Annotated in this window: 11 protein-coding genes; 4 read left to right on the forward strand and 7 right to left on the reverse strand. The window is 68.5% G+C overall.

Features of this window, described 5'->3' with window-relative positions; genetic code table 11:
- Positions 1-79: 79 nt before the first annotated feature.
- The 3 genes from ACSQ2G_RS13835 to ACSQ2G_RS13845 are packed head-to-tail and all read left to right on the forward strand — an operon-like array spanning position 80 to position 6,608.
- Positions 80-3,442, forward strand: coding sequence for a DUF7507 domain-containing protein (locus ACSQ2G_RS13835; protein WP_436031727.1), 3,363 nt, complete (start codon positions 80-82; stop codon positions 3,440-3,442).
- A complete protein-coding gene (locus tag ACSQ2G_RS13840; RefSeq protein WP_436031729.1) occupies positions 3,439-5,235 on the forward strand; it encodes a type I secretion system permease/ATPase in 1,797 nt (598 codons plus the stop codon). The genes ACSQ2G_RS13835 and ACSQ2G_RS13840 overlap by 4 nt, the downstream gene beginning before the upstream one ends.
- Complete coding sequence (locus ACSQ2G_RS13845; RefSeq protein ID WP_436031730.1) at positions 5,232-6,608, forward strand: HlyD family type I secretion periplasmic adaptor subunit; 1,377 nt, start codon at positions 5,232-5,234, stop codon at positions 6,606-6,608. Before ACSQ2G_RS13840 ends, ACSQ2G_RS13845 begins: the two co-directional genes overlap by 4 nt.
- Positions 6,609-6,698: 90 nt before the next feature.
- Here ACSQ2G_RS13845 and ACSQ2G_RS13850 read toward each other — a convergent pair whose 3' ends face one another.
- The 6 genes from ACSQ2G_RS13850 to ACSQ2G_RS13875 all read right to left on the reverse strand — a co-directional run bounded on the left by ACSQ2G_RS13850 (position 6,699) and on the right by ACSQ2G_RS13875 (position 18,034).
- Complete coding sequence (locus ACSQ2G_RS13850; protein ID WP_436031732.1) at positions 6,699-8,903, reverse strand: beta-glucosidase family protein; 2,205 nt, start codon at positions 8,901-8,903, stop codon at positions 6,699-6,701.
- Between the two features lie 405 nt (positions 8,904-9,308).
- A complete protein-coding gene (locus ACSQ2G_RS13855) occupies positions 9,309-11,303 on the reverse strand; it encodes a TonB-dependent receptor (RefSeq protein ID WP_436031733.1) in 1,995 nt (664 codons plus the stop codon).
- A 195-nt stretch (positions 11,304-11,498) separates the two neighbouring features.
- Positions 11,499-13,190: a peptide-N4-asparagine amidase gene (locus ACSQ2G_RS13860; protein WP_436031735.1), complete on the reverse strand. Its 1,692-nt coding sequence runs from the start codon at positions 13,188-13,190 to the stop codon at positions 11,499-11,501.
- Positions 13,191-13,225: 35 nt separating this feature from the next.
- Positions 13,226-16,396, reverse strand: coding sequence for a TonB-dependent receptor (locus ACSQ2G_RS13865; protein WP_436031737.1), 3,171 nt, complete (start codon positions 16,394-16,396; stop codon positions 13,226-13,228).
- 128 nt (positions 16,397-16,524) lie between these two features.
- The gene (locus tag ACSQ2G_RS13870; RefSeq protein WP_436031739.1) at positions 16,525-17,481 is read right to left on the reverse strand and encodes a FecR family protein; all 957 of its coding nucleotides are present in this window, start codon (positions 17,479-17,481) and stop codon (positions 16,525-16,527) included.
- Positions 17,459-18,034 carry an RNA polymerase sigma factor gene (locus ACSQ2G_RS13875; protein WP_436031741.1) on the reverse strand — a complete coding sequence of 192 codons (576 nt, stop codon included), beginning with the start codon at positions 18,032-18,034 and terminating at the stop codon, positions 17,459-17,461. Before ACSQ2G_RS13875 ends, ACSQ2G_RS13870 begins: the two co-directional genes overlap by 23 nt.
- Before the next feature lie 388 nt (positions 18,035-18,422).
- Here ACSQ2G_RS13875 and ACSQ2G_RS13880 point away from each other — a divergent pair, with 388 nt between their 5' ends.
- The gene (locus ACSQ2G_RS13880) at positions 18,423-21,341 is read left to right on the forward strand and encodes a TonB-dependent receptor domain-containing protein (protein ID WP_436031743.1); all 2,919 of its coding nucleotides are present in this window, start codon (positions 18,423-18,425) and stop codon (positions 21,339-21,341) included.
- A 126-nt stretch (positions 21,342-21,467) separates the two neighbouring features.
- On the opposite strand, the gene ACSQ2G_RS13885 is transcribed toward ACSQ2G_RS13880, so the two are convergent.
- A complete protein-coding gene (locus tag ACSQ2G_RS13885; protein WP_436031745.1) occupies positions 21,468-23,543 on the reverse strand; it encodes an alpha-L-fucosidase in 2,076 nt (691 codons plus the stop codon).
- Positions 23,544-23,567 lie beyond the last annotated feature (24 nt).

Genomic DNA, 23,567 nt, shown 5'->3' on the forward strand with positions numbered 1-23,567 from the left:
ACGCCGTGACGGAAGCCTCCCCTTGGATCGCGCCACGAGCGGGACCTGCACGCGCGCGCGGAATGTTCAGGAGCCAGTCATGGCCGACATCGACCTTACTACACCCGGCAGTACCACGACGATCGACGGCGTCATCGTAACCTATGGCGACCCGATCGGATCGGGCACCGGCATCTATTCCCCCTTCCTCGGCATCGACGACAACGATGGCGATGAAATGGGCTTCAACACCGACGCCACGGGCGTTCTCGATACCGACCAGAGCAAGACCAGCAGCCTGACGTTCAACGACATCCCGGTCAAAATCATCAATGGCGTCGAATACTTCGAGTTCCGGCTCGACCTCAACCAGACCAACGCCAACACCCTGATCTCGCTGACCAGCCTGAAGCTCTATTATTCCTCGGATCCCGCGACGAGCGCGGACTACGTCTCAGCGACCCATGAACTGGATTCCGACTTCACCAAGGTCTTCGACCTGGACGGAAATGGCGACACACGCCTGCTGCTCGACGCCCACTCGTCCGGCAGCGGCAATGACGACTACGTCTTCTATGTGCCGGTGTCGTCGTTCGCCGGGGCCGACTTCAGCACCGACTACATCACCATGTACGCCGACTTCGGCACGCCCGGCACCATCTACGCGGCCAATGACGGCTTCGAAGAGTTCAACACCGAGAAGGTGTCGACCATCAACGGCGTCAAGTTCGGCGACACCGACGGCGACGGCGTCAAGGACGCGGGCGAGGTCGGCCTGGCCGGCTGGACCATCTTCATCGACAGCAATGAGAACGGCGTGCTCGACCTGGGCGAACGCTCGACGGTCACCGACGCCAACGGCGCCTTCCAGTTCGCTGGCGTCGGCACCTCGCTGGAGTCCGTGCGCATCGACGAGGTGCTGCAGGCCGGTTGGGTGCAGACCACCGGCGACTATGAGACGGTCGACGTCTCCAGCGCCGGCAACTACAGCGTCCAGATCGGCAACTTCCTGCCCAATCCGGCCCTGAACATCACCAAGGACGCCAGCGTCCCCGGCGGCACGGCCGACTGGGCCGGCGAGGTGGTCAGCTACACGATCAGCGTCGCCAACACCGGCAATGTCGCCCTGACCGGGGTGACGGTGACCGACCCGTTCGTGTCGAACCTGGCCCCGGTGCTGTCCAGCGGCTTCAACAGCGGCGACGTCGACCATGACAACGTCCTCGACCTGACCGAGACCTGGCACTACACGGCCACCCACACGGTCACCCAGGCCGAGATCGACGCCGGCGGCACGATCGACAACACCGCCACGGCCGACAGCGACCAGACCGGCGCCGACACCGATGACGCCTCGATCCCGGTCGCCCAGAACCCGGCCCTGAACATCACCAAGGACGCCAGCGTTCCGGGCGGCACGGCCGACTGGGCCGGCGAGATGATCAGCTACACGATCACCGTCGCCAACACCGGCAACATGACGCTCAACGGCGTGACGGTGACCGATCCGTTCGCGGATGTCGGTTCGATCGTCCGCGGGGCCGACGTGGTCGGCGACAACGACGCCCTGCTCGAAGTCGGCGAAACCTGGGGCTATACGGCGGCCCACACCGTCACCCAGGCCGAGATCGACTCCAACGGCGGCGGCGACGGCCTGCTGCAGAACGTCGCCACGGCGGACTCCAACGAGACCGGTCCCGACACCGACGACGCCAGCGTGCCGATTGATCAAAGGCCCAGCCTGAACATCACCAAGGACGCCTCGGTGCCTGGTGGTACGGCCGACGCGGCCGGCGAGCTGATCAGCTACACGATCACCGTCGCCAACACCGGCAACACCACCCTGACCGGCGTGACCGTCACCGATCCGTTCGCGGATGTCGGCTCGATCGTGCGCGGGGCCGACGTGTCGGGCGATAACGACGCCCTGCTCGAAGTCGGCGAAACCTGGGGTTATACGGCGGCTCACACCGTCACCCAGGCCGAGATCGACTCCAACGGCAGCGGCGACGGCCTGCTGCAGAACGTGGCCACGGCGGACTCCAATGAGACCGGCGAGGACACCGACGACGCCAGCGTGCCGGTCGAACAGCGCGCTTCGCTGAACATCACCAAGGACGCCTCGGTGCCTGGTGGTACGGCGGACGCGGCCGGCGAGCTGATCAGCTACACGATCAGCCTCGCCAACACCGGGAATACCAGCCTGACCGACGTGACGGTCACCGATCCGTTCGCGGATCTCGGCTCGATCGTCCGCGGGGCCGACACCGTCGGCAACAATGACGGCGTGCTGGATGTCGGCGAAACCTGGAGCTACACGGCGGCCCACACCGTCACCCAGGCCGAGCTCGACTCCAACGGCGGCGGCGACGGCCTGCTGCAGAACACCGCCACGGCCGACTCCAACGAAACGGGCCCCGACACCGACGACGCCAATGTGCCCGTCGAGCAACGTGCCGGCATCGACATCGAGAAATACGTGTCGATCGACGGCGGCCTGACCTGGGACGACGCTGACAGTCCGCAAGGACCGGTCGCCACCTCGGGCGCGGACATCCAGTTCAAGTTCGTGGTGAGCAACACCGGCAATGTCAGCCTGACGAACGCCACGGTCACCGACTCGGTGTTCGACCTGAACGGCGCGGCGGCGGGCACGGCGATGTCGCTGGGCACGCTCGACGTCGGCGAGACCGACACCTTCTACTACGACGCCTCGTGGGTCGCGGGCCAGCACGTCAACGACGCCACCGCCACCGGGACCTATTCCGGCGGGCCGGTGACCGATCATGACCTGGCCTACTATTTCGGCCTGATCGACTGCGTCGGGGTGCGGACGCCCGGCTTCTGGCTGTCGCCCAACGGCCTGACCTTCTGGGACGGCACGGTCGGCAATGAAACCAAGTCGGGTCCCGAGTTCCCGACCGGCGAGTTGCTGGCCTTCAACAACAGCATCAACGACGGGCCTGACGCCGGCAGCAGCAACAAGGAGGAACGCTACATCCTGCTCGGCGACGACAACGGCAACGGGGTCACCGACGCCGGCGAAGACACCCTGCAGATGTCGCTGGCCCTGGCCCTGAAGGTCATCGACGCCTCGCAGAAGACGCAGCAGGACGCCCGCTATGTGCTGGGACGCGACGCGATCGCCGCCTGGCTCAACTTCGAGGCCGGCAATCCGTCTGGTGATCCGACCGATCTCAACAGTCCGGCCCACAAGATGGACCTCGCGATCGACTGGCTGCAGCAATATGCCGACGCCAACCATGACGGGATCGCCGACTTCAACGGCGCGGCCGTCAAGCAGAGCAGCGCGGCGTGGCAGGGTTCCGGCGCGGCGCTTCACACCGCCCTGGACGAGTACAACAACTTCGGCACGGTCAATGGCGTGGCCTATTCCTGCGACGCCGACGACCACGTGTTCGTCGACGCCCTGGTCCGCTATCACGAAGACGTGCTGGCATGAGCGGGCGCAGCGCGGCTGGGGAACGAGCGGCTCGGACCCGGAAACAGATCCCTGAGCCGCTCGCCACCGCGCTGCGAACCTGCCGGCGGCATGTGTTGATCGCCGCCGGCTTCAGCGCCCTGGTCAATATCCTCTACCTGGCCCCGACGCTGTATATGCTCCAGATCTACGACAGGGTCCTGCCCACGGGCGGGATCCTGACCCTGGTCTTCCTGACGGTGGCCGTGGTCTTCGCCCTGGCCACCCTGGCCATGCTGGACAGCCTGCGCCAGCGGGTCCTGGTCCGGCTGGGCCTGCGGCTCGACCGCGAACTGGCCGCCGAGGTCCTGGCCCGCCTGACCGGCGGCCTGGACCGAGGGGCGGGGCCGCGACTGCGCCAGGCGATGCGCGAGTTCGACGCCTTCCGCGGCGTGGTCGCCGGCCCGGCCGCCCTGGCCCTGCTGGACGCGCCCTGGACCCCGATCTACCTGGCCCTGTGCTTCATCCTCCACCCGGTGCTGGGCGCGATCTCGGTCTGCGGAGCCCTGGCCCTGTTGGTCCTGGCCATCCTCAACGAACGGGCCACCCGCGCCAAACTGGGAGCCTTGCACGAGGCCTCGACCCAGGCCTACGCCGCCCAGGAGGCCATCGCCTCGCAGGGCGGCCTGGTCCGGGCCCTGGGCATGCGCCAGCCGCTGATCGTCCGCCAGCTGATCGAACGCCGCACCGCCGTCGGCCTGCAGGCCGGCGCCCAGTTCACCGGCGGGATCTATTCGGGCCTGATCCGCTTCCTGCGCCTGACCCTGCAGTCCCTGGCCCTGGGCACCGGCGCCTGGCTGGCCGTGAAGCACGAGATCTCGGCCGGCGGGGTGATCGCCGCCTCGATCCTGCTCAGCCGCAGCCTGGCGCCGATCGAGCAGATCGTCGGCGCCTGGAAGGGCGTGATCCAAGCCCGCGAGGGCTTCAACACCCTGGTCGAGCTGTTCCGCCAGGCCCCGACCCCGATCCCGCGCACCCGGCTGCCCGATCCCCAAGGGCGGCTGCGGGCCGAGCAGGCCAGCGTCCGCACCGCGGACGGGTCCGGCATGATCCTGCGCGGGGTCTCGTTCGACGTGAACCCCGGCGAGATCATCGGCGTCGTCGGTCCCAGCGGGGCCGGCAAGACCACCCTGGCCCGGCTGCTGGTCGGGGCCCTGGCCCCCGACCACGGCTGCATCCGGGTCGACGGCGCCGACCTGGCCGACTGGCAGCAGGAACGGCTGGCCGCCCATATCGGCTACCTGCCCCAAAACTGCGGCCTGTTCGCCGGCACGGTGAAGGAGAACATCGCCCGCTTCGCCAGCATCCTCGAGAGCGACCCGGCCGAGATCGACGCCCGGGCCGTGGCCGCGGCCGTGGCCGCCGGGGCGCACGAGATGATCCTGCGGCTGCCCGACGCCTACGAGACCCAACTGGGGCCCAACGGCGGCGGCCTCTCGGCCGGCCAGGCCCAGCGCCTGGCCCTGGCCCGGGCCCTGTACGGCGAGCCGCGGATCTTCGTGCTCGACGAGCCCAACTCCAACCTCGACTCCGAGGGCGAGACCGCGCTCGAGCACGCCGTCGCCGCCCAGAAGGCCCGGGGGGCGGCCCTTGTGGTCATCGCCCACCGGCTCAACATCCTGGGCATAGCCGACAAGCTGCTGGTGCTGCGCGAGGGCGTGGTTGATCTCTACGGCCCAAGACGTGACGTGCTCAAGGCGCTGGAGGCCCGCGTCGCCAGCCTGCCGCGCGCCGCCAACAGCGAGGCCGACCTTCGCGCCACGAGGCAGCCATGACCAGTTCGCTGATCCGCTCGACCTATGACGACATCATCCCGGCCGGGGTGCTGGAGGACGACGGTCCCAGCGACGGGACCCGCTGGGAGCTGCGCGTCGGCCTGGCCGCGGCGGGGGCCTTCTTCGTCGGCTTCCTAGGCTGGGCGGCCCTGGCCCCGCTGGACGCCGGCGCCTACGCCCCCGGCGTGGTGGCGGTGTCGGGCAGCCGCCAGGCGGTGCAGCACCGCGAGGGCGGGGTGATCTCGGCCCTGCGCGTGCAGGAGGGCGACGTGGTTCGCCAGGGCCAAGTGCTGCTCGAGATCAATGTCCAGGACATCCGCGCCCAGGAGCGGGCCCTGGCCTCGCGGCTGTTCGCGGTCGAGGCCCAGCGGGCCCGGCTGATCGCCGAGCGCGACGGCCTGGCCGAGCCGCCGGTTCCCGTGGCCTTCATCGGTCTGGTGCCCGAGGACAAGCTACTGGCCGACGAGGCCCTGGCGCTGGAGCGCCGCCAGCTGGCCGCCCGGCGGGGCGCGCGGGACTCCCAGCACGGGGTGCTGGGCGAGCGCGCCAGCCAGCTCAGCGAACAGATCCATGGCTACGAGCGACAGCTGGACGCCAATCGCGAGCAGCAGCGGCTGATCGGCGAGGAGCTGGAGGGCATGAAGAAGCTGGCCGCCCAGGGCTATGCGCCCCTGACCCGGGTGCGGGCGCTGGAGCGCGCCGCCGCCGACCTAGCCGGGGCCGACGGCGCCTTCCGCGCCCAGGCCGCCAGCGCCCGCGAGGGCATCGGCGAGACCCGGATGCAGGCCCTGCAGGGCGACCGCCAGCGGATGGACGAGGTGATCGTCGACCTGCGCGCCGCCGAGGTCGACCTCAACGAGCTGAAGCCCAAGCTGTCGGCGGCCCGCGACCAGCTGTCCCGCGGCATGGTCCGCGCCCCGGCCTCGGGCCAGGTGGTGGGGCTGAAGGTGTTCACGGTCGGCGGCCTGGCCCAGCCCGGCGACACCCTGATGGAGATCGTGCCGCGCCGCGCGCCGCTGGTCATCGAGGCCCGGGTCGCGGCCAACGACGCCGACGACATCCATGTCGGCCAGACCACCGACGTGCGGCTGAGCGCCTTCCATGACCGCCACCTGCCGCTGCTGGAGGGCAAGGTGACCAAGCTGTCGGCCGACGGCTTCACCGACGAGAAGACCGGCGCCCGCTATTTCCGCGCCGAGGTCGCCGTGCCGCCGGAAGAGCTGGCCGCCCTCAAGCAGCCGGGCCGCGAAGCGCCGATGCTGAAGGCCGGCCTGCCGGTCGAGGTGGTGGTGCCGCTGCGCAAGCGCACGGCCCTGCAGTACCTGGTCGAGCCGCTGCAGCAGCGGCTGTTCCGGGCCTTCCGCGAGCAGTGAGCGCTGCGCGCATCGTCTTACGCGAGGCGTCCACTCCGCAACCGGGGTCCAAGTCTTCTCGCTAACGTCCGGCGGCTCCTATGCGACGAGTCAGGGTTTCAGGGTTCCGGCCTTGAGGTTCGCCGCGCCGCGCAGAGCCAGGTCGTTCGACGCGCCGCCGACGCCGACCTGATAGCGGCCGGCGTCGAGCACCCAGCGGTTGGCCTTGGCGTCGAAGCGGCCGAGCACGCGCGCGTCGGCGGTAAGGGCGACGCGGCGCGTCTCGCCGGGCCTGAGATCGACCTTGTCGAATCCGATCAGACGCTGAACCGGCCGGCCCGCCGCATCGGTGAGATAGACCTGCGGCGTGGCCTTCCCCGGACGCTGGCCGGTATTGGCGACATCGAAGCTCACCGTCAGGGTCGGGCCGCCGGTCACCGTCAGGTTCGCGAAGCTGAAAGTCGTGTAGGACAGGCCGTAGCCGAAGGGGAACAGAGGCTTCTCGCCCGTCCCGGCGAAGCGCCGGTAGCCGACCTCCGCCCCCTCGGAATAGACGACGTCGAAGCGCGTCTTTTCCGGCAGTCCCAGGCCTGGCAGTTGGGCGCGAGGATACTGGCCGATGGCGGCCGGAAAGGTCATGGGCAGGCGACCCGAGGGATTGACCGCCCCGAACAGGACGTCAGCGATCGCCTCGCCGCCCTTGGCGCCCGAATACCAGGCCTCGACGACCGCGCCGGCCTGGCCGAGCCAGGGCATCGACACCGGGCCGCCGGTCTGCAGCACCACGACGGTGTTGGGATTGGCGGCCGTGACCGCGGCGATCAGGGCGTCCTGGCCGTTCGGCAGCGACAGGTCGGGAGCGTCCTCACCCTCGCCCATCCATTGGTTGCCGAACACCACCACGATGTCGGCGGCCTTGGCGGCGGCGACCGCGGCGGACACGTAGCGCCCGTCGTCGAAGGTGACCTTGGCGTCCGGCGCGGCCTTGCGGATGGCGGCCAGGGGCGAGGAACCGTTGAAGTATTCGCTGCGGAACGGCCCCATCATGCCCTCGCCGCCCAGCGGCACCACACGCTTGGCGCCGCCCGGCGGCACGACCTGGGACGAGCCGCCGCCCGACAGCACGCCGGCGTCCGCGTGGCCGCCGATCACGGCGATGGTCTTGGCGGCGCCGGCCAGCGGCAGCAGGCCTTCGCGGTTCTTCAGGAGGACGATGCCCTCGGCCGCCGCGGCGTGAGCTATTTCGGCGTTGGCCGCGTAGTCGATCGCGCCGCCAGGCGCCACCGGCTTCTCGAAAAGGCCGACGGCGAACATCGAACGCAGGATGCGGCGACTGGCGTCCGACAGTCGCGCGGCCGGGATCTCGCCCTTCTCGACCGCGTCCCTAAGCGGCGCGCTGAACCAGACCTTGGCGTCCAGCTGTTCACCCGACTGCTGGTCCAGCCCCTTGACGATATAGTCGGTGGCATGGACCGCGCCCCAGTCCGACATCACCCAACCCTTGTAACCCCAATCGCGCTTGAGCACGCCGTTCAGCAGGTGGTCGTTGCCACAGCTGTAGTCGCCGTTGACCAGGTTGTAGGCGCACATCACCGAACCGGGCTGGCCCTTCTCGATGGCGATCTGGAAGGCCAGCAGGTCGCTTTCGCGGTGCGCGGCTTCATCGATCACCGAATTGGCGAAATGGCGGCTGGTCTCCTGGCCGTTCAGCGAGAAGTGCTTGATCGTCGAGACGATCCCTTGGTCCTGGATGCCCTTGATCGACGCGCCGGCCAGATTGCCGGCCAGCCAAGGGTCCTCCCCCAGATATTCGAAGTTGCGGCCGTTGCGGGGATCGCGCGCCAGGTTCACGCCGCCGGCCAGCTGGACGTTGAAGCCTTTGGCCCGCGCTTCGCGCCCAACCACCGCCCCGCCCTCATAGGCCAGCTTGGCGTTGAAGGTCGCCGCCAGCGACAGGCCCGACGGCAGCGCCGTGGCGCCGTCGCCCGGCCGCACGCCCAGCGGGTTGGTGACGCCGAGACTGGCGTCGCTTTCCTGCAGGGCCGGCACGCCCAGGCGCGGAATGCCGGGAATGTAGCCGGCCGAGCCGATCGCGCCCTCGGGCTTGGTGATGCCGAAGATCGGCATCGACATCGGCCCATGGACCAGCCCGATACGTTCGTCCAGGGTCAGCTCTTTCTCCAGCAGCGCCGCGCGTTCGTCCGGCGAGAGCTTCGGATTCATCCAAGGCCTGTCGGATGGCGTCGCCGCATGGGTCGAGGTCGTGGCCGCCAGGACGACGAGGCTTGAGGCGAGCGTGAGGGTGCGAATGATCATGAAATGCCCTGTGTTTCCTCCGGCCCCTCCGGCGGAGGCCTTCCGTCGGACGGGTTCGAGCGCCGCAACGACAACGTTGTCGTATGAGACTGCGACAACGTTGTCTATACCGCCCGCGAAAGACACCGCTGTCGGAAGCGTCGCGGGCTTCAAGCCTGTCAAATGATCGGCCGTGCCGGGCCAGCCCGGAGCCGCGCTTCGATTGGATCTAAACCCGTTTGTGACGCCCGTTGTACGAACGCCGCCAGGCCGCCCCGCCGTCCCCCGTCCCCCGTCCCCCAGAAACAAGACGACCGCATGATGTGGACGTCACGACGTCACATCATGCGGTCTATTGAGTCTCGAAAGCGAGCAGACCGGCTCGCCAGCGATCCCGCCTCGTGGGAAGGCGGGATCGCCGTCTCGTCAGAACTTGGCGCTGAGCACCAGGCGCACGTCGCGGCCCGGCATGACGACCGAATCCTTGTTCAGCGCCGTGGCGTTGCGGATCGTCTCGTCGGCCAGGTTGTGGCCGACGAGCGTCAGCGCGATCCCCGGCTTGGCCTTGAACGGCTTCCAGCGGACCTGGGCGTCGACCGAGGTGTAGCTGTCGGTCGCCAGGTCGGCCACGCCGACATGGTCCTGCGAGGACACGGCCAGCACCAGGAAACTGGCGTCGACGACGTCGTTGTCCCAGTCGAGGCCGCCGCCGAACCGGCCGGGCTGGATGCGCGGCACGTCGCCGCCGCCGCCCGTGAACTTGGCGCGGACATAGTCGCCCAGCACCTGGCCCGACAGCTTACCGCCGCCCACCGAGGCCAGCGGGAAGAACGCCTTGGCCTCAAGGCCCCAGAAGTTGGCGTCGCGCTGGCCGTAGTTGAGTTCCTTGAGCTCGCCGTCGCCGCCGACTTCGCAGACCCCATCCTCGTCGCACAGGCGCCCGGTCAGCGCGCCGTAGATGTAGTTGTCGAAATGCGCGGCCCAGGCCGAGGCCTCGATGCGGCCTTCCGAACCGAGCTTGTAGCGCGCCGTCGCCTCCAGAGAGTTGGCGCGCTCGATCTTCAGCTCCGGATCGCCGGTCTCGAACGTTGCCGGGCCGTCGTGCGGCCCCCGGGCGAACAGTTCGGTCTGGGCCGGCGCCCGCGCCGCCGAGGCGACCGTCAGGCCCAGGCGTAGGGCGTCGGAAGCGTCGTATGTGAAGCCGGCCGACAGGCTGAAGGGCGTGTAGTCGCGGCTCGTCTCGATCCCCGTGGCCGGCGTGCCGTCGATCTTGACGTGCTCGACACGCGCCGCGCCCTGGAACTGCAGGGCCCCGACCGGGGCCTCCACGAAGGCGAAGGCTGCGGCGCTCTGGGTGTGGGTGGGCAGCAGATAGTCGGCCCCTTCGCCCAGGGCGCTGAACTTTCGGTCCTGGAACTGGACGCCGAGCGCCGAGGCCGAGAGCGGGCCGGTGGCGCCGAACAGGGCCTCCATCCGTCCGTCCCACTCCTTGTTGTTGAAGGTCGACAGGACCGCGTTGGTCTCGGGATCGATCTCGCTGTGGGTGTAGTCCGCGTAGCCCGCGTCGACGTTGATCCGCTGCAGCAGGCCTTGGCTAAACTTGAACGACCCGCCCACGGCGCCCTTGTCCTGCTTCATGCGGATGAAGGTGTCGTCGGACGGAATGCCGTAGCGCGCTTCGTAGTGCGTGCCGCTGGCCCCGACGCGGCTGTCGTCGCCGAAGAAGTAGGACGCGCCGCCCGAATAGCCGTTGCCGCGGAAGAACGAGTTGGGCTGCACGCCGTCGGGCGTGTCGTAGTTGCTGGCCCGACGACCGAAGCCGTCCAGGTGGACCGCGAACGGTCCCTGCCCCGCGTCGAGGCTGACCGTGCCCTCGCCGGTCGCCGAACTGGTGGAATAGGCCGCCGTTGTTTCGCCTTCGATCCCGTCGATCGGCTTGAGCGGGATGCGGTTATTGATGACGTTGACCACGCCGCCGATCGCCTGGCTGCCGTAGCGCAGGGTGGCCGCGCCGCGAACCACTTCGATCTGCTGCGCCGCCAGCGGATCGATCGGCACGCCGTGGTCGGGACCGACGTCAGAGACGTCCGAACTGGACAGGCCGTTCTCGGCCAGCTTCACCCGCTGGGCGTCCATGCCGCGGATCACCGGGCGGCTGGCGCCCGCCGCGAAGCCCGTCCCGGCCACGCCCGGCACGTTGCGCAGGGCGTCGGCCAGGCTGGCCCCACCGTTGCTCAGAACCTGGTCACGGCTCACCTGTTCGACGATCGTCGCGAAGCGATCGGGGTCACCCGCCAGGGGCGAAGCGGTAATCACCACCTCGGACACCGAATGGCCTAGATCCTGGGCTCCGGCTTGGCTCGCGCAGGCCAACAGGCCCCCGGCTCCGGCCGCCGCCAGCAACATCGTACGCAGTCGCATTTGACCCTCATGAAAGAATGCTCACGCCTCCATTATGTTATACCGTAACGCTCTCCAAGCAAATTCTTGGGGCCATGAAAATGGCGGGTCTCGACGCCGCCGGCCGACGGCCGCCAATGTCAGCGGCCTCGGCCAGACGCCGTCGCGGAGTCTCAGGTCCGCTTCATGCGAGACGCCCGGTCGCGATCCTTCGGGTCAGCATCCGTCCCGCGCCGTGACCACGGCGTTGTCCTTCACGACGACGGTGCGGCCATAGCAACCGATGGCGCTGTCCTCGAGCCGATATCGCTGGACCGACGCTCCCGAAGCGTTCTGGAAGCGCCGGGCGGCGCGGTTGAACTGGCCATGGGCGGTGGGCGCGACGTGGTTGCTGAGCGCGCGGGTCCAGACCCGGCCGTCCGAAGCGACTTCGCGCTCGGTCCGGGCCAGGGTCAGGTCGACGGCGGCGGTCTGGTCGGTCCCGTCGGCCGTGACCGTCTCCTGGGTGACTGTGCTCAACGGGTAGGACAAGGTTTCCCGGCGCGTCGCGGTTCCGGACGGGTCGGTGCGCCGCGTGTCGATCCGCAGGCGCGTCAGTTGTCGCATCCGCCCGATCTGGGTCTTGTCGTTGGAGACGTAGTCCTGGCGGTTCGAGAACGACATGACGTAGCGCACGCGGGTGGCGACTTCGCCGTGGGAGGTCTGGAGGACGCCCGCCACTTCCCCATCCTGGACCAGGCGCGTGTCGATGCGCCCATTGAGGCCCTGCTTGTCGGCCTTCACGCGACGGGCGTCCGTGGTCTCGCGCGGCGCGGTCAGGGTGTTGCGCACCAGCCGTCCCCGGGTCGAGCTGGCCCCGGCATCACGCCAGACCAGCAGGCTGGCGGTGACCAGATAGTAGTTGCGCACGCCAGGGACGGAAACTTCGATGCGGTGCGGCCGGCCATCGTTCACCACGCCGGCGAACGGCGTCAGGTCGATCCTGGACGGTGTGAAGTTCAAGGTCTCCGGCGCGGGGACGGGGAACCACAGGTATGGATTGATCCCGCCCGTGAAGATCCAGGGAAACAGCGAGGCCAGGCCAGCGCGTTGGCCGTCGATGAACACCTCCACCTGCCGGAAGGCCCCGCCCCCGCATCGCCCTTCCTTGTCGGAGGCCAGGGCGTCGGGAACGCAGTCGTACCAGAACTCGTCGTCGGCCTGCCCTTGAGCGACGACGTCCAGGGCCAGGCGCTCGACATTGGTCGGCAGCACCACGGTCTGAACCAGGCGGTCGTTGTCCTTGGTGAGCTTGGCCAGGCCGTTGGAGACCGGCTGCACGAGCTGCGGCGCGGCCGGGGCCGGCGTCGAGGCCGCGGCGGGATAGAACAGCAGGCGCGCGCTGGCGGTCAGGCGTCCAGTGTAGGTCTCGTTGACGACATTGGCGATCAGGACTTCGCCGGCGCTCGGCTGGGCCAGCAGGGCGGCGTAGTCGGTCACGTCCCGCTCGACATGCCAAGCCGGCGCGATGGCCTTCCGCGGCTCCATCGTGGTGCCGTAGTAGAGGTTCACGCCGCCCAGGTGGATGATGGCGGTGCGGTCGAACTGCCGGCCGGCGCTGACGTCGAAATCGGCTTCCAGCACGATCTTGGCCCAGGGGCCGTGACAGCCGGTGGGCGGCGCGTAGGCGAAGGCGACCGGGCCCACGCCCTCGAACTGTCTTGGGGCGAATAGCGGCGCGACACAGGGTTCGCCGGGCGGCCGCGGCACGCGCGGCTCGACGTCGGCGACCGTATTGACGCCGGGAGCCGGCAGCGGCGGCGCGGCGAAACCCGCGGGGACGGCGCCTTGCGCCCAAGCGGCGGTGACGGGCGCCGCGAGCCCGAGCGTGATGGCGATAATGGAGATCAAGGGGCGACGACGCGTCATGACAGAACTCAAGGAAAGGATGGAAAAAGGCCGGTCTAGAAGCCCAGGCTGAAGGCGAGATGCAGGTCGCGCCCCAGCGGGTCGTAGGTTCCGGTGTAGGTGTTGGGGTTATTGGTGGTGCCGTCCACGAAGGTCGACGGAACGACCGGCGGAGTCCGGTCGAACAGGTTGTTGGCCACTAGGCGGACGGTCAGGCCCGGGCGCAGCCGCACCGAGACCCCGAGGTCGATATAGTCGTAGGCCTCGAGCCTGGTGAACGGCCCATAGGCGTAGGGCGTCGCGCCCGCGCTGATCGTCGGATCGGCGCTGTTGGCGGCCAGCCGCGTCGGGCCGATGTGGCGCCAGGTGAGGGCCACGACCGTCTCGCGCCAGGGCGGCCGCCAGGTGGCGCCGAGGTTGTGACGCCAGAGCGGCTGGGGCGCGTAGCACTGGGGCGGCCCGAAATAGCCGGCGCAGTTGCGCAGGGGATCGTCCGGCGCGCTCTTGCCGCCGGTGGTGACCAACCGCACGCCGGTCAGGTCTAGACCAAGTCGCCCGAGCGCGCCCAGCGACAGGTCGTAGCTCGCCTGGACGTCCACGCCCTCGTTGATCAGCAGGGCGGTGTTCTGGGCGCCGGTGGCGATGTACCCGCCGGCCGCCGGGCTGCCGAACAGGCCGCCCGTATCGGCCGCGCGGTGCACGAACTGGCAATAATAGTCCCCACCCTTGCTCAGGCAGTTCTGGAACACGCCGTCGGCCAGGACCGGACCGATATAGCCCTTCACCGCGATCCGGTAGTAGTCGGCCGACAGGCTGAAGCCCGGCATGGCTTGAGGCGTATAGACCAGGCCGATGGTCCGGGTCCTGGCGTTCTCGGGGCGCAGGCTCCGGTTCCCGTTGCCGCCATAGGTCTGGCACAGCTGGTCCGGACAATCGGGGATGTGGCCGTACTGGGCGGCCGTCACGCCGGTGCGCTGGCAGGCGACGAGGCTGGCCATGGGAGAGGCGCCCGAACAGGGATCCGACAGGCCGATCACGCCATAGGTCGAGGCGGTGTAGAGCTCTGAGATGTTGGGCGCCCGCGCGGCCTTGTTGAGGCTGGCGCGGACCAGCCAGTCCCGCGTGGGCTGATACTGCAGCTCGTATTTCCGGGTGGCCAGAAGGTCGTCGTTGGTATCGTACTTGGAATATCGGACGCCCGCATTGACCTCCAGTCGTTCGATCCCGGGGCGTCCCTCGGCGATCGGCGCCTGCATCTCGCCATAGACCTCATAGACCGACTGCCGGCCGCGCAGCGGCGGGCTCAACTGCTCGAAGGCCAGTGTCGCCGCATCGATTTTCTGCTTGAGGGAGTCCGCCCGATATTCGAGGCCAAGCGCCACGGCGAGGCCCCGGCCGGCCCACGGACTCTTCGCGCCATAGCCGGTCAGGTCCCCCGACAGGTTGGCGACAAGATCCGTCTGGCCATAGTGGTTGGCCCAGACATAGTCGCGATAGGCATAGGCGAAGAAGCGCGGGTCCAGGCCGTCCTGTCGGAAGATGTCAGCCGGCACGCAGGCCGGATCGACGCCGCTGAGCTTGGCGACGCAGGTCGGGGATCCATCGACCAGTTCGACGTTCAGGGCGTTGTTGAGCCGGACCGGGTCGATCTCGTTGCTGTCGGACAGCGAGCTGAACACGACCGAGCGGATCCCCGACAGGTCGTAGCGCCAATGTTCGAACACCTCGCCGCCGACGCCCAGGCTGATCCGGTAGTCCTGGTTGATCGCCTCGGCGCGCAGCGGCCGGCTGGCGGGGCCGCTCATGATCGCGGTGTATGCGGTGGAGACAAGCTGGCTCGATCCGGCCGCCGGACCGCAGAGCCGCGCCGCCTGGCTGGCCGACAGGAACGGGTTGCGGCAGTTGATCTGGAAGCCGCCCGCCGGGACGTCGGCGGTGTTGATGTAGGGGTAGAACTGACTGTAGGTCGCGTCCTTCATGTAGAGCAGGCTGGCGTGGAGCTCGGCGACCTCGGAGGCCTTGAAATTCACGAAGGCGCCCGCCGATCGGCGCTCGTCGGACCTCATGAAGTTGAAGCTCTCACGCGTGTTGGTCGCGTAGAGGTCGCCGTCGGCTTCCGGGGCGAACACGCCATCCGCGCCGGTATAGAAGACCTGCCCCGCCGAGGGACCGGTGATCGGCCTGAACCGGCCATGGTGCGTGTAGAGCGTGCTGACCGCGCAAGACGGTCCGCCGTCGGTCTCGGCCGCGACGATCCGGCAGGCGGAGAAGTCGCGGTCCTTCCACCGCACGGGATCCTGGCTGCGGTAGGCGCCGAAAAGCGCGATCTCGCCGCGCCCTCCCGCGAACCGCGTCCCCGCCGCGATCGTCAAATCCTTGCGGACGCCGTCGGTCATGCGCCAAGCCGGGTTCTTCACATTGGCGAAGCGGGCGGCCACGCCGCGAACCGCGACATCGTCGTTGGCGTGCTGGTAGACGCTGTAGCCGCCGTCGATCCGGACGCCCTCGAAATTGCGATCCAGCACGAAGTTGGCGACCCCGGCCACCGCGTCCGAGCCGTAGGCGGTCGAGGCGCCGCCGGTCAGGATGTCGATACGTTTGACCAGGGCGGCCGGGATGATGTTGAGGTCGACGGCCTGCACGGGAGCCAGGCGTTCGCCGTCCAGCAGGATCAGGGTCCTCTGATGCCCTAGGTTGCGCAGGTTGATCTGGGCCCGGCCGTCGGCGTCCGAGCCGTTGGTGAACTGCGTCGTGTCGGCGCGCGCCTCGGGCAGTCGGTTGATCGCCTCCTCCAGATTGAGCACGCCGCCCAGGCGCAGGTTCGCCTGGGACAAGGTTGTCACCGGCGCGGCCGCGGCGGTGTTGGCCCGGCGGATGCGCGTGCCCGTCACCACCAGCGCGTCGATGGCCGACGGCGTGACGTGTTCGGGCGGCGCGCCCAGCGGGATCGCCACGGGCTTCACCGGCGGAGCCCTGGCCTCCTGGGTGACGACATAGATCCCCGGCGCTAGCCGACGCGCCCGCAGACCCGTGCCTTTCAGCATCAGTTCCAGCCCCTCGCCGACATCGAAGGCGCCGTTCACGGCGTTGGTGCGCTTGCCTCTGGCAGCGGCGGCGGACAGCACCAGTTGCACATCCGCCTGGCGGGCGAATTCCGTCGCGGCCGGTCCAGCGTCCTGGGCCTTGATGTGGAAGGTCTTCACGCCCGCCAGGGCCGGCTGGGCCAACCCCGCCCCGATCGCGACCAGGCAGACCAGAAGGCGTCGCCGGCGTCCAGGCGAAGACCGCGTTTTCGACCCGGAGCAAGGCGACGCGCCCGCGCCGTGCGCGACGTCTTCTGGAGCATGCGGCGAAGCTATGACGCGCGCCTCCGTCCCAAGATGATTTCGCTGTCGCGGACCTCGACTTCAACGCCCAGGCTGGCGCCGACCGCCGCGGCGAACGCGTCTGGACCGCCCGTGTTGAAGGCGCCATAGAGCCGCTCGCTGGCGATGCCCGGATCGGCGATAACCAGCTTGCGGTCGTTGTAGCGATTGAAGTCGGCCACCGCCTCGCCCAGGGTCTCGCCGGCCAGGTCGATCTTTCCGTAGCGCCATTCCAGCTTTCGATCGACGGCTTCGGGCCCGGCGAGCGCCGGCCGAACGACGGCGGTCGCGTCGACGAAGGCGCCCTGTCCGGCCCTCAGGCGGGCCGGGGGACGGGTCGCCCCCTCGGCCCAGACCTCGACGACGCCCTCGGTGACCAGGACGTCGGCGCCGTTCGCCCGTCGCCGCACCGAGAAAGCCGTGCCGACGGCGCGCACGCGGACCGGGCCGGCCTCGACCACGAACGGGCGCTGGACGTCATGGGCGACCTGGAACCAGGCCTCGCCCTCTCGCAGACGGACGGTGCGCTGCGTCCGCCGGAAAGCCACTTCCACCGCCGAGGCGGTGTTGATGGCGACGGCCGAACCATCCCCCAGCGGTACGCGGCGAACCTCGCCGAGGCCGGTGCTGAATCGCTCCTCACGCAGGATCAGGACCCCGGCCCCGACCATCGCCGCCGCGATCGCTCCGCCCGCGCCGGCCAGCAGCGCGCGGCGCGACACTGGCCGCGCAGGCCTGGCGAGCGGCCGCGACCCGGTTTCCCGCGCCCGGTCCAGCAGGGTCCAGACCGACTCGGCCTTCAGGAAGGCGCCGCGGCGGCGCGCGTCGCCCGCGAGCCAGGCCTCGAGCTGGGCTTCCAGTTCCGGGGCGCGGCCGTCGCGGTCCAATCGCCAGACCCATCGGGCGGCTTCCGCCTCGATATCCTCAGCCTTTTCGCGATCGGTCATTCGTCTTTCTCATCCGGTCGCCGCGCAAGTCGGCGCCCTCTTCCTCGAGCGCGCGCATGATCAGGCGCATGCCTTTGACCGCCTCGTTCTCGACGGCGCTTTCGCTGATGCCCAGCCGTCGAGCGATTTCACGTTGCGGCACGCCCAGCACCTTTCGCAGTTCGAATACCCGCCGGCAGCGCTCCGGCAAAGCTTGGATCAGGGCCTGAACCCTGGACAGTTCGCGGCGCGAGGCCGTGGCCTGTTCGGGTGAAGGCTCATCTGAACAGACGGACAGCGCTTCGATTTCCGTAACCGCCTCGATGCGAACCACCTTGGCGCGCCGCAGCTTGTCCGTGAGCAGGTTGCGGACCACCTGGAAGAAATAGCCGTCCGGGCTCTCGATCTGGTCGACCTGCTGCAAGCCGACCAGCTTGGCGTAGGCCTCCTGCATCAGGTCGTCGATCTCGTCGGCCGGCACGCGCGCGCGACGCAACCAGGCGCGCACCCCCGCCTCGTGCGGCATGACCTGTTCGGCGACCCATCTGACGATGTGTTCCCGATTGGAGGTCACGACGCGCCTCGCCTCGAAAGGCCGAGCAGCGGCCGCGCGGGCGGCGCCGGAAACTTTGGCGCGGTCTGGTCGATCATCGGGAGGGGCGACTCTGAGGCAAGCGGCGCTATTAGGGGCGCCCTCAGGGGGCGACGAGTCAAGAACACTGTCCGCCCTCCCCTTTTTCGCCCCTGCCTTTGGAAGGTGCAGCGAACCGCCGATTTCGAGGCCGCCCGACGTCGGCGCCGGCGGCGAACAAGGATTGTCGTGAAAATCACATAAATTCGTCAATTCGCCCAAGGAACCGCAGCGGGCGTCCGTCTTGACCTCTAGGGGACGCCGGGAATTCACCCGCGCCTAGGGGTCTATCAAGATGGTTGGCAAATCTGCTCGGTTCAAAGCGGGACTCATGGCGTCGATCGCCATGTCGGCCCTGGCCTTCTCCCAGGCGGCACAGGCCCAACAGGCCGAAACGAAGGCCGACAAGGGCGACACGGTCGAGGCGGTCATCGTCACCGGCACGCGCATCCGCCGCCCGAACGCCCAGTCGGCGGCGCCGATCGTCAGCATGGACAAGCAGGAACTGCAGTTCCAGGGCGTGGTGAACATCGAGGACGCCCTCAACCGCCTTCCGCAGGTTCGGGCCGACAACAACCAGTTCGGCGCCGGCTTCGACAATGGCGGCCAGGCCAAGGTCAACCTGCGCCGGCTGGGCAACCAGCGCACGCTGGTGCTGCTGGACGGCGAGCGCCTGCTGCCCGTCCAGGCCATCGATCTCAACATCGTGCCGGTGGCCCTGATCTCGCGCGTCGACGTGCTGTCGGGGGGCGCGTCCTCGACCTACGGCTCGGACGCCGTGGCCGGCGTGGTCAACTTCGTGCTGAACAAGAAGTTCGACGGCGTGCAGGTCAACTCGTCCTACAGCTTCTACCAGCACACCAACGACAACACCGCCATGCGGTCGCTGATCTCGCAATATCCGAACTTTCCGCTGCCCTCGAAGCACGTGACAGACGGCGGCCGGTGGAACATCAATTTCGCCGCCGGCAAGAACTTTGCCGACGGCGACGGCAATATCAGCGTCTTCGCCGACTATCGCGACCAGAAGCCGGTGAAGTGGCATGAGCGCGACTATTCGTCCTGCCGCGTCGCCAACACCACCACCGCGCTGTCGTGCTCGGTCAACACCGCCTACACGCCCTGGGGCCGCCTCGATACCGCCAACAACGGCTACTATATCAACAAGGACGGCACCCAGAGCTTCGCCTCGACCGCCAATGCCTCCGACTACGCCAGCAACACCCGCAAGGACTGGAATTTCATCCGCGCCGACAAGCGATTCACCGGCGGCCTGTTCGCCAACTATCGCTTCAACGACGCGCTCGAGGTCTACAGCAACCTGCTGGTGATGCGCGACGTCTCCATCGAGCAGCAGTCCGGCGCCTTCGATCAGGATGTCAGCATCAATTGCAGCAATCCCTTCCTGTCGGCCAGCCAGGCTCAGAGCCTCTGCGGCGGGGCGGCCGGCAGTTCGAGCGTCGTCGGCGCCCATTACTATCTGCTGCAGGAAGGACCGGGCAGCACGCCGGTTCGCAACCGCATCGTCAACGCCGACTATCGCGTCAGCGGCGGCGCGAAGGGCGACCTGTTCGACGGTTGGCACTATGACGTCAACTTCATCGCTTCGCGCGTGGAGAACACGCTGTCCGACCGCAACGAGATCAACAGTACGCGCTTCGCCAACGCCGTGAACGCCGTCAACGTCAACGGCACGCCGACCTGTCAGTCGGTCGTCGACAAGACCGACACCAACTGCGTCGCGGCCAACATCTTCCAGGCCAACAAGATCGACCCCAAGGTCTATCCGTATATCTATGACAACTATCGCTGGACGAACGTCGTCGAGCAGCGGGACGTGACGGCCAACATCGCCGGCGACCTGGGCCAATACGGGATCAAGAGCCCGTGGGCCAAGGAAGGCGTCGCCGTCGCCCTGGGCGGCGAGTACCGCCGCGAAAGCCTGAAGGTCGTCGCCGACCAGGCCACCGTCGATTACGAGGGCTGGTTCAGCACCACCGGCGGCCACTATGGCGTCAAGGAAGTCTATGGCGAGGCGCAGTTGCCGATCGCCAACGACCTGCCGCTGGTCAAGAGCCTAGTGTTCAACACCGGCGGCCGCGCGTCCAAGTACGACAATCAGAAGAAGGAGCTCTACACCTACAAGGTCGAGGGCCTCTATCGCCCGGTCAGCGACGTTCTCGTGCGGTTCAGCTACAACACGGCCGCGCGCGCGCCGAACATCTCCGAGCTCTATTCGCCACGGAACTTCAGCCATAACGGCGCCGACCCCTGCTCGACGACCTCGCTCAGCCAGCCCGGCGCGCCGACGGCGGCCCAGTGCGCCAACACCGGCGTCACCGCCGCTCAATACGCCAACAAGTCGATCCAGGACTGCGGCGCCGACGGCTGCCGCCGCTACGCCGGTGGCGGCAATATCAACCTGCTGCCCGAGAAGGCCATCACCCAGACCCTGGGCCTGGTCTACACGCCGTCGGCGGTGCCCGGTCTGCTGATTTCGATCGACCACGTCGATATCAAGGTCAAGGACTTCATCGGCTATATCGACGCCAACGTCGCCCTGTCGAACTGCCTGACCACCGGCCTCCAATACTACTGCCGCTTCGTCAAGCGCGACCCGACGACCGGGCGTCTGGACGGCACGTCGCCGACCACCGGCTTCATCTCCGGCGGCACCGAAAACACCAACATCCTCAACTACAAGGCCGACGACTTCCAGGTCAGCTACAACTTCGACATCGGCAAGTACGGCCGCATGGACCTGAGCATGATCGGCACGCTGCTGATCAACAGCAAGGGCCAGGACTCGCCGACTACCCCGGTTCAGGACTGCGCGGGCTACTACGGCCAGCCCAGCTGCTACGCCCCGGCCCCCAAGTGGGCGCATAACGCGCGCGCCACCTGGAGCACGCCGTGGCGCAACAGCAACATCTCGCTCGCTTGGCGCTATATCGGCGACACCAAGCTTTCGGCCAACAGCACCGACAACGCCCTTAACGGCGGCGGCGGTCCCCAGGGCTACAAGATCCTGACCAAGATGAAGGCCTACAGCTACTTCGACCTGGCGGCGTCGGTGATGGTGGTCAAGGACATGACGGCGCGGATCGCGATCAACAACCTGTTCGACAAGTCGCCCCCCGTCGTCCCCGCGACCTTCGTCGACGGCACCACCAACAACCCCAACACCTATACGGGTCTCTATGATCCGCTGGGCCGGGCCGTGAACATCAGCCTGCAATACAACTTCTGAGGTGAGCGAGCCGCGTCGTCCCAGGACGACGCGGCTCGTGCCTGACGTCGGCAAGCGTCTGTCTACAAACCGTTTCTTCACGTGAAGCCGGAACGGGTTCCGCGTGAAGAAACGCGTCAGGCAGGCTTACGCGTCGCCCGAGGTGATGACTCCCAGTTCGGCGAACGCGACCTGCGCCTCGTCCGCCGCCGCCCGCGTCACTTCCAGTTTTAGATACCGCCCCTCCCGACGAGCGAAGGTCACGCGCTGAGGCGCCAGGCTGGCCGCGATGTTGGCGAATTCGCCCTCGCCCGCCGTCGTCCAGGCGACGCCATCGGCGCTGGTCGCGACCCGATAGCCCGCCGGCGCGCCCGCGCCCTGTGGTCGGTCCCAGGCTGGTTGCAGCGTAACGCCGGACAGCGACCTGTCCTGTCCCAGATCCAGCACCACGACCGCGGGAACCGGCGCCCGCCAGACGGTGCCGCGTTCGTCGTCGATCAGCGCCTCGGCGCCCGGAGCGCTGGCCTGGGCGATTCGCCAGTCGGATTTCCGCACGTCGAAGGCCCCTCGCGCCGGCGCGCTGGCCACGCCGCTGGCCGGCTCGACCGCAATGGCTCGGACCTGTCCGCCCTCGGGTAGCGGGAAAGGTCCATTGAAGCGCAAGGCCTCGCGCGTCGGCAGGGAGCCGTCCACGGTATAGCGCAGCTCCAGCCCCGGAGCGTCGCCGATGATCGACACCAACCCCTCGCGGTCGCGCTGGATGGCCGGCGGATCGACCAGGACCGGCTGCTTGAACAAACTGATCTCGCTGATCGCCGGGCCGGCCGGCGCGTCGAGCACGCGCAGGCGCAGCTTGCGCGTCGTGACCGGGGCGGCCAACCGCACCAGCCGCTGGGCCCCGATCCCCTGATGCCGGGCGATCTCGCGCCAGTCGCCATCCCAGACGTCCAGGGCGAACTCTGTCACCCGCAGGCCCAGCGGCAGGTGCTCGCGCAGACGCACGACGTCGAAGGTCCGCGCCTGCGGCAAGGTCAGGGTCAGCTCGGGCGTCGCCGCGCCCTCGTCGCAGGCCCAGTAGGTATCCCGCACGCCGTCCAGCACGTTGGCGGCGGCATGTCCGACCCGGGCGTTGCTGGCCTGGGCTCCGCCCCCGTCGGCGAGATTGCGGGCGAACAACTCGCGTCGGGCCTTGCCCCAGGCGGTCAGGGCGGCGACGTCCTCGTCGGGGATGCGGCCGCGCCGATCTGGCGGCAAGTTGAGCAGCAGGTTCGCACCGCGGCCGACGGACTCGAAATAGATCTTCTGCAGTCGCCCGGCGGACTTTACCTCGGCGTCCTCATAGGCGTGCCAGAACCAGCCGGGGCGGATCGAGACGTCCACCTCGGCCGGCCACCACACCGATCCGCCGCGCACGCCGCTGGTGCCCTTGGCCTCGGTGTAGGGTCCGTCGTCCATGGTCGCCCAGCACGGATCGCCGGCGAAGCCGCGCTCGTTGCCGACCCAGCGCAGGTCCGCGCCCTTGGGGTCGAAGGTCACGGCCATCGGCTGCAGCTCATGAACGAAAGAGATGATCGAGGGCCAGTTGTAGTAGTTAGGCCCGATCTTTCGCACCTCGCGGGCTCCGCCGTAATAGCCGTCGCCGCCATTGGCTCCGTCGAACCAGACCTCGAACAGCGGGCCGTACTGGGTCAGCAGCTCGCGCAGCTGGTTGCGGTAGTGGGTGACGTATTCGGGGCGGCCGTAGTCGGCGTGGTTGCGATCCCAGGGCGACAGGTAGAGGCCGAACTTCAGCCCTCCGCGCGCGCAGGCCTCGGACATCTCCCGGACGATGTCGCCCTTGCCGCCCTTGTAGGGGCTGTTCTTGATGCTGTGTTCGGTGAACCGGCTGGGCCAGAGACAGAAGCCGTCATGGTGCTTGGCTGTCAGGATCAGGGCCTTCAGCCCAGCCGCCTTGGCCGCGGCGACGATCTGGTCGGCGCTGAAGTCGGTCGGGTTGAACAGGGCCGGCGACTCGTCGCCATAGCCCCATTCGCGATCGGTGAAGGTGTTGATCGAGAAATGGACGAAGCCGTAGGTCTCCAGGCCGTGCCAGGCCAGTTGCCGGGCCGAGGGCGTCGCGCCGTAGGGCGTCAGACCGGCCGCGAAGGCCATGCCCGGCAGGGCCGAGGCGGCCGCGCCGGCCAGCATCAGGCGGCGGCGGGAAAGATGAAGTTCGGGGCGCATCGTTCGGCTCCGGCCAGTGAGGAA

This window comes from Caulobacter sp. LjRoot300 (genome assembly GCF_964253875.1).
In the GTDB taxonomy this organism is placed as follows: domain Bacteria; phylum Pseudomonadota; class Alphaproteobacteria; order Caulobacterales; family Caulobacteraceae; genus Caulobacter.